Here is a 15,006-nt window from a genome sequence, read left to right on the forward strand (position 1 = left end):
TAACACCAAGCGAGAAAGAGAGACTTTATTTCAACAAAAACCTCTTAAGTACTGTCTAAAAATATTTGACCACTACATTTTGGTATAAAAGCTCGTAAACATGTACCTGTTGTTGGGCCTGGTTCGATAGGTAAAGATCCAGATAACTATGACAAAATATTCATCAAAGTGAAAGTAAAGAGTGGTTCTTTCAAAGATTTTAAATTAGTTGTAGTAGGAGAACAGCAACCCTTATCGTCTAAGTCTGGCACTTTTAATGAAGGTGATATTGTTATTTTAGAGTGGGATGGCTTTATTGGCGACATTTATGCTACTAGAGCTTTATTAGCTGGTGTAGATCTAAAAGTATATGCTACAGACTTAAACAGCGATGCTACAACTAGTGAGACTAAAAAGGTCGTATTTAAGTTTAAAAACAAAGATTGGATAGATATCAACATCGATAGAAAATCAAGAGAAATAGTTGTAAGTATAAGAGTGAGCGTTTCCGAATTAGATTGGAAGGTAATGGGTACTAAAGTAGTTGATAGTAAATCCTTACAAGAGGACGGACCTTTAATACGACAGAGTGATATTTCTAAGCACTTGACCAATAGTGAGGTCGAGAGCTTAGTTAAATAAAGTATGAGTCGCTATTGGAGCCGTCATCACAATACGATAAATAGTAAACCACTTGATATAGATATTAAAGGAAATAAGTATCAAGTATTTACTAAGTGTAAGATCACTGATAGCAATAGCATGCCAAAAGTAGACGTCACTTTTAATACCAATAGAGAGCCAGCACGGTCTAGAAACTGGGAGGCTTCAAGAATCGTTTATTATAATGTTGGACATCTACTATTTGAAGATGGGCAAGGTAATAAAAAATGGGGTTACAGAGACAAGAGTAGGGCTAATGAAGTTTTCAAAAGGGTATTTGCACATGAAGTAGGTCATGATTTATTACTGGGTAATGGGGGACATAGTTACTCTAAGACTCACAAAGGCTCATCTCATATTTGGCAGTCTCCCAATGGTAATCATAGTTTCACAGGAAGTGAATATGATTTAATGAAGTATGCTAATCAAAATCCACCTGATTTTTACGATAAAGTAGTAGCAAGCGAGGACGATGTGCGTGGTTTATTAGCGATAGCAAAGCTTACCCTATAAGAAGGTATATTGTTTATGAGCATATCTAGAAGACTCAATTGGTTAATTATTGGTACATTTTTTTCTTTAGGCCTCTTAAGTTGTTCATCGGAAGAACCTGTTACGTATGGTTATGCTTCCCCAGTTATTACTGGTCAAGTATTAGATAAGATAACGAATAAACCTATAAATAACGTATCTATTTCACAAATTAGTGAAGATGGCACAATGACTGATGATAATGGTTACTTTAGACTTCCTGCATATAAAGACTCTTACACTCCATCTGATAATGGTAGAGGACTAAACTTAATGAGTGAAGGCGCGTTCCGCTTATACAAAGAAGGTTATGTAAGAAAACGCTTTTGGAATTCTGGACTAAAGTTCTTAGAAGTTAAGTATACCGAGGAAGTTCCTTATCATATTCATTTGGGCAAGGTTTTTTTAGAGCCACTACCAGAGGGTGTTGGTATTAATGATGTTGAAGATGATGTCGTTGAGAAGATGACGTTTTGTAAAACTGATGAATCTCAAAAAGAAGTCAACTGTATGCCACTACCAGACGGGGTTGATTATGACACTCTATAGACAAATTATCGTTATTATCGGATTAACGATGTCTTTAAGCGCTTGCTTGACACCTGTGATTACAGATTACTACGTCACTCCAGCCTTGTCAGGTCAGCTACTAGATAGTGAAACCAAGCACCCTATCGTCAATATGAATGTCTATTTAACGGATGAATTTCAGACAAATTCTGACAGCGAAGGTAAGTTTAATTTGCCAGCTATGGTTGTATCAGACGATATGAATAAGAGGCGAAGTAAAGATAATCTTATGCAAATTTATCAGTATGCTGATGTTATGATTGAAGGCGACGGATATCAACGCCTATTGCTTAATATAGATGGTATAGCCTTGCCAACGCCAACATTTGATACAAACAATCCAGTATCTATAGATATGGGTAGAGTTTATCTCACACCGTTAGCAGAGGGTGAGCATGTCTATGATAGCGTTTATCAATATGTTGAAACGATAACATACTGCAAACCTAATGAGTCACAAAAGAAAGTCAATTGCATACCCGTACCAGAAGGCAAAACCTACGAGCAAGCGAGTCCAAATCAGCTGGCTCAATAAATAGTTTTTAATGAGAGTTTGTTGGTTTTTCATCCGCCATCTACAACCTTTCAATCGCCCGATAATAATACCTATCCAACCTAGGCAAATCATCGGTATGCACGGGTTGCTGCGCATTATAAAATCCAGCTTGAGCCAGCTTTTGGCTACCGGGACAGGCAAAATTACATAGCATGATATTTTGTAGATTGACACTGTCGTATTTGGTCAGCACGTAGGCGGTATCTCCAAATACTTCTTGCCAATTTTTGAGAATGGTTTGGGTATAGCCATGCTCCTTTCGTGGTATGCCGATGATGTTTGCCATGATATCGTTGCTGTTGGCTTTGAACTGTGTCAATGCTTCAAGCGTGTACAAATTACTCGCAACATGTTGACCTTGAAAGGCATCAATGAGCATAAAATCATAACGAGCTTGTTTATTTCGGGTCAAATAGCCTCGAGCATCATCACCTATAAACTCAATATTTGCCGCGATGGGTGCTTTTAAAAAGTGTTTTTCGATAATCTTTGGCAAGTCTTTGTCAATGTCGATAACGGTAAGCGCCATTTCAGGGTTGTAATGTGCCACTTCACTTGGTGTACCCATACCTGCACCGCCTAAAAACACCAAGGTGTCGGGCTTGGTTTGTCCAATGGCTTCTACGGCAATCTCACCATACCAATGGCAGTTTTTTTGAGTGGCGTATACCCAGCAGCTACTCGTCGACTGTCCTGGCTTGTCAGTGATAGTGACCGCCAAGTCTCGACCCGCCAGCGTATCTTTGATAAACCAAGCCCCTGTCGCGGTTTGATAGCCAGTATCCACTCTGTTCATCATAATAAACGCCACCGTCATGACGAGTGCCGAAGTAAACAGCAAATAGTTGGTGACATGAGCAGACGATTTGATAGGCTCGTCGCTCTCTATTTGGATGGCAAGCTTGGTACAGAGCCAGGCACTAAATGCCAATGATGCTATAAATAGCGCCAAGCTACTCATAAGCCCTATATAAGGCAACAAAAAAATCGGCGTCACGGTTGAGCCAAGCACGCTACCTACTGTGGTAATCGCTACCATCGTGCCAGCATTTTTGCCCGCATCAACACCGTCGTGATTTTTATATTTCAATGATAAAAACTGCGTAATAAGAGGAATGGCAGTCGAGCCAAACGCTAGCCCTACCCCGAACAGCAACCCAACACCGATGGCGGCGATGATAGGGCTGTCGGTACTGGATGTCATGGCTGCCAGTAGCGGCAACTGAATAATACAGGCGATGGCATGAGAGATGGCGGACAATGACAACACGTATCCGGCCTGCAATAGTGCTTGCCTTGGGGTTCGCGCCGCTTGCGATAAGCGCCCGCCATACCAATAGCCGACCGCGATGGCGATCAGTACCATCGCTAATATCACCCCAGTGATCGAGATGGAGGAGCCGATATAAGTCGCTGATATACGAATGGCATAAATCTCGATACCAAGACCAGCAAAGCCTTCAAGTAGTGCAATGACCAAGCATATCATTAGGACTTTTTTTTGCATAAATCTGACTCGTTATAGGTGTGAGCGTATATGCGAGGATTTTACACTATTCTTATTATTAGATGGGATGGTAGCTGTGGTTGATTATCTATGATGATTTATAAATAAAAAAAGCGAAATGTGAGGTTTAGCTTTTTGAAGTAAGGCATATGAGTTAAGAAAGATCAATTTAAATAGTCTTTATTATCATAACGACCAGATGAAGTGATACTTTAACAATGTCTAAAACGCATTCTATTTGTTGATAAATGGGCTAACGTAGTAAGTAAGATTCAGTATCTTGAAAAATAGCTAACTAACGAGCCTTTGTATTATTCAAAAAAAACCACCTAATGGCATGTGTTGTTAGGTGGTTTTTTAGTAATTACAGTATTATAAAGTGGATGTCAGTACCATATTCATTTGCTCTTCTGTCCAAGGACGCAGATCGACAATATCAAGTGGAATTCCTTTTTCATCAATAAACACAACCATGTGCTGCTGTTGACCCCATAGTGGCAACCAACCTGCTACGTTTGGATTCAAACTAACGTATTTATCAATCTCTGCTTTACTATTAGCAGCTTCTAATTCGATTAAATCGTAAGCTTTGGCTTCTATCTCAGCATAGGCTTGTTCGATTGGATAGTATAAAGCAGGCTGATGCGCTATCTTAGCACCTAATTTATTGCCAAATTTTAAGTCTTTAATTTGTTGAAACGTACCTGTAGGCTTGGCGGCGACCCATTTAGGTCCACTCCAAGAAAAACGAGTGTATTGTTCAGGAGCGTTCTCTAAATAACTTTTTTCTATATCATTGAGTTTGACGGTCTCAAACCTATTATTGTAAAACGTCAGCCACACAGGCCTTGCTTGCGATAGGCTGTAAATACCATAGGAAAGTGCTGCTATCTGAATAATCGCAATCGTAGCTAAGTCAAACACTAATGATTTTTTGTTTTTTTTATATACTATCAGGGTCAATAAAGGTCCAATGATTAAGTCTACAAAGAATACAATAGCAAATATGGCAAATACACCAGTCGCTTCGGCCAATGGTACAGGATACCAAAACTTAAACAATAAAATCGCTAAAGCACCCGCTATAAGGAAGCTCAAAGACAGGTGAATAGCAGCGGCTTTAAAGGAATCTGCCCAAATACGGATGGGTTGTGGTGACATCTAAATAGCTTCCTAATGGTATATAAACATGAGCAAAATATAGTTACTGGTAAGATGATAATATAAGCATTAGCATAGACCAGCAGCGATACACGTACCGCCTGCTTTCCAAGTCAACGTATCGTTATTTGCATTTGGCAATAGTGTATAGGTCGCACTATCTACGCTAGCTTCACCAGTGGCAGTCACTAGTGCTGTCACAGGAGTAATACTAATTGAGTTGACATTATTAGCATTGGTCACGCCTGACGCATTAATACTGACTTTAGCGATACTGTCGCAGTTGGTCAATGTGTGATTTCCTCTACCTTGATAACAGGCTTCAATATTACTTTTTACTGTAGCAGCAGCCAATATAACTTCGGTAAATTTAGCTTTTTTGGTATAGGCTTGATACGATGGCAAAGCAATAGCAGCCAAAATACCTATGATAGCGATAACAATCATTAGCTCTATCAAGGTAAATCCTTTCTGAGTATTCATAGATATTTCCTCATAGCTGTTTTGATAATCATCAATATATTTCAGACAAAAAACAGCCCTGCTATGTCTTAGCATGCAGGGCCATTTTTGATGTAGCTATAATCATACTAAACTGAAAATACAGTTTTTAGTCTAGCATAAGCCAGTAGCAACACAGGATCCAGTTTGTGCCCAAGTTAATGAACTATTGCTTTCACTAGGTGTAAGAATATAAGTTTCACCTTTAGTATCATTATCACCATCTAGAGTTGCTACACTAGTTGCAGTAACTGTAGCAGTATCGGTAGCTCCCGCAGTAATATCAACCTTAGCTACTTGTTCACCAGCAGAAGCCTGATCGGAGGTTCCACCAATTTCAGCATAGGTGTCACAATTTTCCAAGTCACCTTCACCGCGAGTCTGATAACAAACATCAATAGCACCTTTAACAGAAGATGCTGCTAAGACTACCTCTGAGAAGCGAGCTTTTTTAGTATAAGTTTGATAAGCGGGAATAGCGATCGCCGCCAAGATACCGATGATCGCGATAACAATCATTAGCTCGATTAGGGTAAAACCTTTTTGTGTAGTAGCGTTCATAAGAACTCCTTTAGATAATAGGTTGACAGCGTCGCCATATATTGGTTGGGCGTAGATACCTGCCGTCAGTGATATAAAATGCACGCTACCATATAGCGCATGCTGTCTTAATATGACTCTTAACAGGAATGTTGCAGGTACTGTGCCAACTTTTTGAAGGAGAGGGGTTGAGATTTAATTATTTTTCTCACATTTGGTGTGTCATTATCTGAGCTTAAGACAAGCGGTTTTATTTAACGATTAAACGGTAAAAACAACGTTAAATATTATTAGATTATAAAAACTACTTAAGATAGCTAACCGTTAAAAAACGAATGGTAAGCTAAATTGAAATAGGATTGATAGGTAAATTAGTATTAAGTAACGGTAACAATTTTTGTCACCGTTTTTATCTCTATAATAATGTTACTAAATTGTTGCAGTAAATTGTCACTCTCCAAAAAAGGTAAGTTGGTCTAAATTGGAGAGATGACATTTTGTGTCAGGAGGGTTTAATAGCGAGCGTATCAATTGTGGTATAAAGCCAGTGATAAGATTTAATTCCACTCATCACCCGTGCCGCAGGTCGTCGCTCGACATTTGGTGTTTTGATAATTAAGGCTTAATACACCGTCATTAGCCATCTGAGTACCAGCTTTTGGCGTGGCGGTAATACGCCATTTGGCGGTAAGCGGATTGGGCGTAATAGCGATGGTATAAAGGGCATCGCCTTGCTTAGGATAGTCGCCAGCCAAATCTGTATTGACACCACTACTGATGGCATTATAGCTGCCTTGTGCCAACTTGCGACTTTGAATCTCGGAGGCAATGTTTTGCATCTCGGTCATCATGTCTCCGCGTTTGGTCTTGGTGGTATAGCCTTGATAACTAGGCAAAGCGATGGCTGCAAGTATGCCGATGATAGCGACGACGATCATCAGCTCAATCAGGGTAAAGCCTTTATTACTATCTTTTGTTTGCATCACCAGCTCTCCGAATAGCTACCACAATCACTAGAGGCGAGAGTGATACTACTGTCATTATTTTTAGTTTTGCATTGTATGCCGTTGCTACTTAAGAGGATTTTTTTGGCAGACGCATAGTCGCTATTAGGCACCGCCATCATCTTCCAAGAGCGACCAACAGCATTGCTTACATTGCCGCCCGTCTGCGTAGCGACTAGGCTTTTGGTCGTATCAGTCCCATCGACCAGACTGATCTTGTAGCGATAATTGGTCGCATTGCTGTCCTTTGGCAGATAGATGGTCGTGTTGTCAGATTCATCAAACCCATAAGTCATCTCTCCGTTTGCATTGACGCTCTTTTTGGGAGTAAAGCCTTTATAAGTTAACGCCGAGGCTCGCCAGCGGTTCAGCTCTATTTCTAAGCGCTTCATTTGAGACTGTGTTTCAAGCTCGGCATTACGTATGACATATTGACGATAAGAAGGCACGGCAATCGCTGCTAAGACTCCGATAATCATGACCACAATCATAAGCTCAATCAGAGTAAAGCCTTGATTATGAGCGCCTCGAGGAGCGCTATTATTGGGTAGGATATACTTATGATGCATAATCGTTTTATCCTAGTCAGAGGACTTTCGATACCAGCGCTGGGTGTCAAGCACATAGCCGCTCGTATTACCGAATATACCTGCTGATCCCATACCATCTTTATCAGAGGGTCTGCCGCTGCCATTGACATTATGCGGTAAGACGTCGGGCGTGGTATCCAAAAAGTTTCGGTCACCGTAGCCACTACGATTTTGATCGACAGCTTGTTCGGAGAATGTTTGGTTGCCTATCAAGACTTGCACATTGGTAAAGTCTTTACTAAAAGCCCCTAATGATAGCTCTTGTATGCCTTTACCTGCACGTACAAACCCGCCTGTGCCATTTTTGGAAGTGTCATCTTCACAGACTCCCCACGGCAAGCAATATAATTGACGCTCAGAGCCGCCAACTACTTGAGCTGAGCAGGTATTGACGGTCGTGTCATACTGCATCTCAGGGCTATAGGCGGTCATATAGTAGATACTACCCATCGCTAAGCCATCTCCCATGCTTTTGACGTGTTTGATGTTTGAATAACCATCAAAATAGGTCAACGGATAGCTCCAGCCTTGCAAGACACCGTTTTTTAGAGCATTTATCACCCCAGACTTGGTTTTTGGTATTGGGGAAATAATGTCTAAAGGCGTCGTTATCTTATCGAAAGGTAATGATGCCAAGTCATTCAATGTCAGATCGTCTGCTTCTAAAGCGATATTATTACCATATAAGTTTTGATCGACGATATCTCTATCTATGATGCCAAATACTCGATTGGACTCTAATAGGCTATTACGATGACGTGATAGTGGATTGCTACGATCGCCCGATGCAATATTGACTACGGCGATGAGCTGTGTATTGGCACCATCAGGCTGAAAGAAGCTGACTGAAGGCTGAGCATAAAACCGGTATTGTAGTCCTTTATTGACCAATAATTTTGAGGTCAAATCACTGCTGCTATCACCACTGGTATTTAGCACTCGTACGACGCGGCGCACAAAGGTATTGAGACCTGTACTTGAGCTGATGCTTTGACCGTTCTGCAGATCGACGCGGTATAACTGACCGCCCAAATCTCCAAAGTATAAATGATCAATGAGTCCATCGTTGTCACGATCTAGCGTCGTAATTTCACTGACGATACTATGCTTCATAGAGGATACGCTGACGTTTTTGCCACCTGTTGTCGCGCCTGATATCGAAGCAATCAGCGCTCCTGTATCTGCATCGGCAATATATATCGCATTGCCTTTTGCTTGAGCAATACTGCTACAGCCTTCAATATTATTGGTAATAGAGTTTAGTTTAAAGGTAGGGTCTTCATAACATTTGTCATAGCCACCGCCGAAGATAATGACGTCTTTGATAGCGTTTTTACCAGCACCTATCTTGACTTTACCGACGACAGGCTTTGATATAATCATACCCATACGGCTATAGCCTGACGTTGTATCATTGATCGTAAACAGCTTGCTTGGCTTGGTCATCGTGCTTACGTCGAGCCCGTATAGGCCTACCCCACCTTTGCTCAAGCCGCCATATACTTTCATACTACTGGCAGAGACAGAACCACTACCATCAGCAGCGAAGCTATATTTGTACTCGCCCGTTGATATCCATGGCGCATCCACCCCAAATACTGGCGTTTTTGTCTTCGCATCGGTATTTACAGCCGCATCCTTTAAGGCTTTTAGTTGACTTTTTATGAGTACCTTTGGGACAAAAGCGAGGGCTTCTTCACCAGTTGCAGACTTTGCCAAATGCAGCGCGCCTTCCATAGAACCAAACATCACGTAGTCATTACGATCACTTGGGTCGGTGGAGATTTGACCTGCATCAGCATCGATGACGCCATTGCCATCGCTGTCTTTATCAGGTGAGTTGATATTGCCGCCATAGCTGACTACGGTTGGCTTGGAATGTAGTACCCCGCCCAAGACCTTAACGTCGCCGCTAGGAGAGGTAATCAGCTTTGCAAGCTCAGTTTCTTGATTGCCAGCTGCGTTTATCTTATTGATTAAAGCGGTATCAATATTGATGTCATAGCCCAAAAAGCTAAGTAGATATAGCTTCTCTGCTGCGCCATAGCTGCTATCTAATTCATCAAATCCTACTAACTTACCAGCAGTCACTGCTACTTTTTTAAGTCCAGTGCCACTCTCGACATAGACGGCGCGAGTAGTATTATTGGCGGCGGTTGGCGACTTTAGTTGTGCGTAAAACCCGCCTGCGGTGATGCGATCGTTGACATTGATCGTATTACCATTACTATCGACACTTTGATAGTTTTTGGTGCTCCATAGATCACGAGCATTCGGATTTAGATCTGCTGGGAACTTTTTCCCTGTTGTGTCGATATTACCGTCTTTATCGATGCTGACATATAGGCGCGTATCAGCAGTGGTGCCCTTTGCTGACTTGCCGTATAGCGTACCTTGATTGACTTCATACTTCTTTAGGTTGCCTGGCCATACCATAAGATTAGAGCCTACTTTGGGCTCAAGCATCGGCAGATAAGCATAAGGTTGGACGTTTTGTGCACTTAATGGATCTTGAGGAATGGTAATCGTGCCCGAGGGTATACTGGCTAACTCGTTATCGAGCTTGGTCACAAAGGACAACACACTATTAACGATGTCTTTTGAGTCTTTGGCATAATAAAAGCCACCCTCACCAAAGCCGCCAACACCAGCATAACCGTTAAAGCCTGTCTTGGTATCCTTAGATTCCATACCTAAATTACATGAATTCTGCGCATCTTTATTGGTTAATAGGTCACAGCGGTAGTACTTTTTTTCATAAGGCGTGCCATCATGCAGAGTTGCTTGTATTGACTGGTAATTATCAGAATTATTAAAAACATCAAAACTACTACCAAAACCTACCATAGCCGTTTTAATGCCTTTGTTGTTTAACGCTTTAGCATAGTCACCGATACAATCCCAGCGTGCGTTACTCCCAGCAGCAGCACCCGTATTGTTCATTAAACCGCTACATTGAAAACTTTGATTAGTCAGCGTTGCATTCATTATATATTGAGTATAGTTTGCTCCGTTGTTAGGCTCACCATCTGTCAACATGTATACACCAGTACCAGCACATTGTGAGCTTTCTGGCTTGATATAATTGTTGTTGTTACGAATAACACCATCGTTGGTCGTGTTCAAAAAACCGCTATAGGTACTTGTACCTGCAGCAGTAGAAGTACCCATTACATAAGCGCCTGCTTCTGCAAAGGCCCTAGCAATCGGTGTACCACCACTAGGAGATACATCTGCTACGTATTCTCTTATGTCCTCTTTTTGGTCATCATTTAAAGGCTTAGCAGCAACGCCTATCTTTCCATAGCGCGCATTATTGTAGCCATACGCGCCTGCACCCATACTGACACTACTGTCCATTCTCGGGTTACGAAGCAGTTTAAATACGGCGACCTTTAACGCACTCATTCTATCCAAGCGCCAGTTGGTTGGTACATCACGCGCAGCAATCTCAGTGACCGTGCGGGTATCTTCAGTACTGGTGTCTATACAATAATTGATGTTATAGCTCTCGCCATCATCGTTACGGGACTCACTAATAAAGTTTATCTCAACATTTGAGTTATTTGTTTCACGATAATAGCAAGGTTTATTGTTATCGCCTTTTAAATTAGGTGTTTGATAGTTGTAGGTTACATTGGTAGGCACAATAACAGTATAATCTCTGTAATACCCTCGAGTACATTTCCCTCGCCAGTTATATCTAGTACAAACAAACTCTGTTCTTGTTTGTTCTCTATTTTCTACTATTGTAAAAGGGTCGTATCGGTAATCTTTGCTACCATAGTCATCCCATAAGCTTCTACTGTCCATACTGCCTGACTTATCAAGCATCAGCATAACTGTGGGTTGAATCTCGCCCACAGGAGGTTGGTAGATCGACAGATCTCCCAAAGTGTTATAGCTTGCAACCCCTCTGGCGTCATAACTAACTGCCGCTTGAGACTTGGTAGCCATACCAATAGTAGATAGTGCCAACGTAAGCGCCGTGACTTTAAACAACGTCTGAGGAGTACAGGGTTGTACTGATAATGAATTGAGCTTTTTCATGTTGTACTCCTTGGAGTGTAAGTATTGTTACAAGACAGCATAGAGCTTCTTTGGCTTAGTTTTTTGAACCTGTTGCGCCAGCGGCTTTGGGCGTACCAGATGCAGTAACATTTAATAGCTTTTGACAAGCGTCGCTAAACGCATTGTTTGCAGTACCTTTGCCGTAGTCCAAGCATTTTTTAGAGGTCAGTATATTCTCAAGCTTGACATCCTCTACTAGGGTCGTCGCTGGGACCCCAATACGCGCTAAGCACTGCGTCAGTGTCTCATCGTAATACTTGGTGATGTCTTTATCGTCTTTGTCTTTAGCGCTATAGCCAAAGTCAGCAGCGTTTTGATTGGGTTTTTTTAGACATTCTAGGATGTCGCTCTCTTTTGCTTGCGTAAGTCCAGGTAAGAACGAGCTACTAAACAGACGAAAGTTCGGTGAGCTACTAGCAACGTTAGTCGTGGTTATGGTCTGCTCTAAGGGTACAAACTCAAAAGGCCCTGCCGCTACCATATCGCTACTAGGCCGAGTGACCGCTACTTGCGTCATCACGTTGTTGCGTGCGCTACTAAAATCTTCTGCTTTACTGACACGGCAAAACCCGCCCGTATTTGAAGCGCCTGTCGTCAGCTTACTACCACCGCTTGGATCAATTACGGTTGCTTCATTCATTCTAAAAAAGTAGTCGGCGCGCGGACGATAACAAAATACAATTTGATCCCCGCGATTCTCTTCTGCTCCAATGTTCATAAAGTAACCAAACATACCAGCTGAGCTAAGCGCTAGGTTTTTTTGAGTCACTGCGTCGGCATCAGTTGTGTCTACATTGATAAGCTGCTCGATACTTTTATTATTATTGTCTGCTGTGTTCAGTAGCAGTGCATCTGCTTGATCACTCGTTGCAAGCTTTAAGTCTGTCGTACTGCTTCTTACTGCTATAACGCCTGCTAGCGTAATAAGAACTAAAAATAATAAAACCACAATCAAGGCGACACCTTGCTGATGAGTAGGCATAGACAAATGCTTTTTCATAGTATTTCGCCTTATATTGAGGGTTTCTGTCTTGCGTTTCGCAGCGCAATTTCATTTTGAAAAATAAAGCGTAAGTATTTTTTTTCTACATCTGTTGCATCCGTTTTTAGAGCGACATCATTACCCAAAACGGTAAAATTATTAGATAGCTCTGAGGTTTGGACGACGTTGTTGGAGCGTATGATGCCGCCCACTTTTACTGATATAACATCTGGTTTGTCTGTCAGATCAGTGTATTGTTTGACCGTGTAATAGCGTATGTCATCAGCCTCTTTGGTGCCGAGCAAGATATCGAAGTAATCCATATTTTGGATAACGACGACGCCTTTATCGCCGAAGTCTTTTATCCGGTTTTTGGCGGTCAATACAGTAGCAGGCTTGTCTGCTCTACCTTGCTCTTTGTAGTCATCCATATCTTCGGTAATGTATTTGCCAGCGTCACAATATAAAGAGAGTTGATTGGGTTTGGAGGCATCTTGAGCATTTAAATAATAGCGCTCTATAATGATTTGGCCATCAATGACTTTTTTGACTTTATTAATATTAACTTCTCTTGGACCCAAAGCTGCCCTACCTTCACAGTCAAACATATTCTGCGGCGCTCTAAACTGTATCGTTAGCTGTCCGCTTGGTGTGTCTGTCGCAGTCATCGCTGACCATTGATTGCCTGAGCCTTTCGTTGTTACATCGCCAGTATTGGTTAGTAATGTCAGAGGTATCTCTTTATCACCATCCAACTTTATGTTTTTTAGGTTGCCAGCTTGGGTCAACACCACCCCTGCCCCAGCATTGGTATCATTGATAGTGTCTGCAAGCCCCAAGTTAGCCAGTCGTATATGCTCTTCTAGCACAGGGATGCCAAAGACGCTTGAATCAATAATGCTTGAGCCTGCTTCTTGTAGAGTGACCGATCTAACATTGGCAATATAGACTTGCATTACCGCTGCTGATATCAATAAACCCAATACTAAAGAGATCATCAGCTCCACCAAGGTAAAACCTTGCTGAGTTGGCGGTAGCGTATTGGTAGGCTGTTTGGATAAATAACGATGTATAGTAGACATCAATAAGCCTCCATAATAAAACATGAAGCGCTAGGCTTATAAGTGCCGTTGGCATCCGTACAAGAATACTTTTCGTCATTCATAGTCGGTTTAGTCTGACTCCACGCTGCAATGATACATTGGCGCTCATTCATGTCATTGGTATCTGTACAGACCTCCATATTCAGCGCGATTTCTTTTTCACAAGCAGCAATGAGAATGATGCCAACATTATGGTTGACCATCTCGTCGATACTACAGTTGTCCGTATTACAATCAGGAGCTGCAGTACTATAAGTTTTGACATCTTTACAGTAGGCGCTTATGTCGTAATCGCTATTCACTTTTTTACTGCTTTTATAAACACTATTTACCTGCTCTCTATAGATTGGGCCAGTATTTGGTAGTATGCGCATACTCTCTGACAAGGATTTCATAGTAGATATAGAGCGAGTACGCATCAGGCTCTCATCAGTCGCTTTTATAGCGCTCATTTGCATAGCACTAAAACCCAATACTGCTACCGTCAGTAGCAGCAGCGCTACCATAACCTCGATCAATCCCACGCCTGCCTGAGTCGTCTGTGTCTTCATTAGCAGCTCCCAACGGTCGTAATATTGATATTAGCGATACTGTTAAGACTGACCTGTGTAGGAGTTTCACTATTAGAAGCATCATCGCAAACGGTATAGATAACGCTGGCGCCACCAGCCATGACTTTATTAGGCTGAAAAGTAACCGCGGTGACCGTAGTAGGAGTAATTACTTGATTGATAGTGCTTTGAGAGGCGATGTTATAGGTAGATAAAACGGTATTGCTGTCGTCTTGTAAGGTGATGGTTTTAGGCGTGCTACTGTCGTATACCACTGTGATATTTTGCCGTCGTATAATGCTCTCAGCTTTTGCTTCTTTAAGCGCACTCTCTATGGTTGAGACAGTTGACTTTACTCGCTGATTGGCCAGCTGGTTGCTGATGTTAGGCGCGGCAATACTTACAATGATAGCCAGTACAGCTATCGTTATCATCAGCTCAATCAGAGTAAACCCTGCGTTGGATGCTGGTCGTTGGTAAGATAAGCTGTACAAAGATGCATTCACATCAATATCCTATTAATAACAATCACACATAATGACAACGGCCTATTTATCTACATCAAAAGACAGGTCATGAGTGCCCGATCTTTTGTTTATTTTTCAGAAAACTGTTGCAATATTCATTCCACCGTAACCCTATTTATAGACAGTGTCTTATAGCGCATAGCCTGATATTTAAGTAATGTAATCATTAA

15 protein-coding genes are annotated in these 15,006 nt (G+C 41.7%); 4 read left to right on the forward strand and 11 right to left on the reverse strand.

Translation table 11 applies throughout. The annotated features are described in order from the left end of the window. Nucleotides 1-168: 168 nt before the first annotated feature. From Q0895_RS12660 to Q0895_RS12675, 4 genes are all read left to right on the forward strand, one after another. Nucleotides 169-621, forward strand: coding sequence for a hypothetical protein (locus tag Q0895_RS12660; RefSeq protein ID WP_299189528.1), 453 nt, complete (start codon nucleotides 169-171; stop codon nucleotides 619-621). 3 nt (nucleotides 622-624) lie between these two features. Continuing rightward, nucleotides 625-1,155, forward strand: a complete 531-nt coding sequence (locus Q0895_RS12665; protein WP_299189533.1) for a hypothetical protein — start codon at nucleotides 625-627, stop codon at nucleotides 1,153-1,155. A gap of 207 nt (nucleotides 1,156-1,362) precedes the next feature. Then, complete coding sequence (locus Q0895_RS12670) at nucleotides 1,363-1,722, forward strand: hypothetical protein (RefSeq protein ID WP_299189534.1); 360 nt, start codon at nucleotides 1,363-1,365, stop codon at nucleotides 1,720-1,722. Next, on the forward strand, nucleotides 1,709-2,278 hold the full coding sequence (locus Q0895_RS12675; RefSeq protein ID WP_299189535.1) for a hypothetical protein: 570 nt from the start codon (nucleotides 1,709-1,711) through the stop codon (nucleotides 2,276-2,278). Before Q0895_RS12670 ends, Q0895_RS12675 begins: the two co-directional genes overlap by 14 nt. A 40-nt stretch (nucleotides 2,279-2,318) precedes the next feature. Here the strand turns inward: Q0895_RS12675 and Q0895_RS12680 are convergent, their stop codons facing one another. The 11 genes from Q0895_RS12680 to Q0895_RS12730 all read right to left on the reverse strand — a co-directional run bounded on the left by Q0895_RS12680 (nucleotide 2,319) and on the right by Q0895_RS12730 (nucleotide 14,815). Next, nucleotides 2,319-3,806 carry a fused MFS/spermidine synthase gene (locus Q0895_RS12680; RefSeq protein ID WP_299189537.1) on the reverse strand — a complete coding sequence of 496 codons (1,488 nt, stop codon included), beginning with the start codon at nucleotides 3,804-3,806 and terminating at the stop codon, nucleotides 2,319-2,321. A 372-nt stretch (nucleotides 3,807-4,178) separates the two neighbouring features. Further along, on the reverse strand, nucleotides 4,179-4,967 hold the full coding sequence (gene tfpZ, locus Q0895_RS12685; protein ID WP_299189540.1) for a TfpX/TfpZ family type IV pilin accessory protein: 789 nt from the start codon (nucleotides 4,965-4,967) through the stop codon (nucleotides 4,179-4,181). Between the two features lie 69 nt (nucleotides 4,968-5,036). Beyond that, nucleotides 5,037-5,450, reverse strand: a complete 414-nt coding sequence (locus tag Q0895_RS12690) for a prepilin-type N-terminal cleavage/methylation domain-containing protein (protein WP_299189542.1) — start codon at nucleotides 5,448-5,450, stop codon at nucleotides 5,037-5,039. A gap of 132 nt (nucleotides 5,451-5,582) precedes the next feature. Further along, complete coding sequence (locus tag Q0895_RS12695; RefSeq protein WP_299189544.1) at nucleotides 5,583-6,029, reverse strand: prepilin-type N-terminal cleavage/methylation domain-containing protein; 447 nt, start codon at nucleotides 6,027-6,029, stop codon at nucleotides 5,583-5,585. A 536-nt stretch (nucleotides 6,030-6,565) separates the two neighbouring features. Continuing rightward, nucleotides 6,566-6,991 carry a prepilin-type N-terminal cleavage/methylation domain-containing protein gene (locus tag Q0895_RS12700; RefSeq protein WP_299189547.1) on the reverse strand — a complete coding sequence of 142 codons (426 nt, stop codon included), beginning with the start codon at nucleotides 6,989-6,991 and terminating at the stop codon, nucleotides 6,566-6,568. Next, nucleotides 6,991-7,581, reverse strand: coding sequence for a type IV pilin protein (locus Q0895_RS12705; RefSeq protein WP_299189549.1), 591 nt, complete (start codon nucleotides 7,579-7,581; stop codon nucleotides 6,991-6,993). Before Q0895_RS12705 ends, Q0895_RS12700 begins: the two co-directional genes overlap by 1 nt. A 12-nt stretch (nucleotides 7,582-7,593) precedes the next feature. Beyond that, entirely contained in the window at nucleotides 7,594-11,652 is a 4,059-nt protein-coding gene (locus Q0895_RS12710; protein WP_299189551.1) for a PilC/PilY family type IV pilus protein, read from the reverse strand. Between the two features lie 55 nt (nucleotides 11,653-11,707). Next, nucleotides 11,708-12,673: a PilX N-terminal domain-containing pilus assembly protein gene (locus tag Q0895_RS12715; RefSeq protein ID WP_299189553.1), complete on the reverse strand. Its 966-nt coding sequence runs from the start codon at nucleotides 12,671-12,673 to the stop codon at nucleotides 11,708-11,710. 11 nt (nucleotides 12,674-12,684) lie between these two features. Continuing rightward, nucleotides 12,685-13,737, reverse strand: a complete 1,053-nt coding sequence (locus tag Q0895_RS12720; protein WP_299189555.1) for a prepilin-type N-terminal cleavage/methylation domain-containing protein — start codon at nucleotides 13,735-13,737, stop codon at nucleotides 12,685-12,687. After that, nucleotides 13,737-14,309, reverse strand: coding sequence for a type IV pilus modification protein PilV (gene pilV / locus Q0895_RS12725; RefSeq protein ID WP_299189557.1), 573 nt, complete (start codon nucleotides 14,307-14,309; stop codon nucleotides 13,737-13,739). Before pilV ends, Q0895_RS12720 begins: the two co-directional genes overlap by 1 nt. After that, a complete protein-coding gene (locus Q0895_RS12730; protein WP_058368008.1) occupies nucleotides 14,309-14,815 on the reverse strand; it encodes a GspH/FimT family pseudopilin in 507 nt (168 codons plus the stop codon). The genes pilV and Q0895_RS12730 overlap by 1 nt, the downstream gene beginning before the upstream one ends. Nucleotides 14,816-15,006: the final 191 nt, after the last annotated feature.

Origin of the sequence: uncultured Psychrobacter sp., assembly GCF_947495825.1 — a bacterium.
In the GTDB taxonomy this organism is placed as follows: Bacteria; Pseudomonadota; Gammaproteobacteria; order Pseudomonadales; family Moraxellaceae; genus Psychrobacter.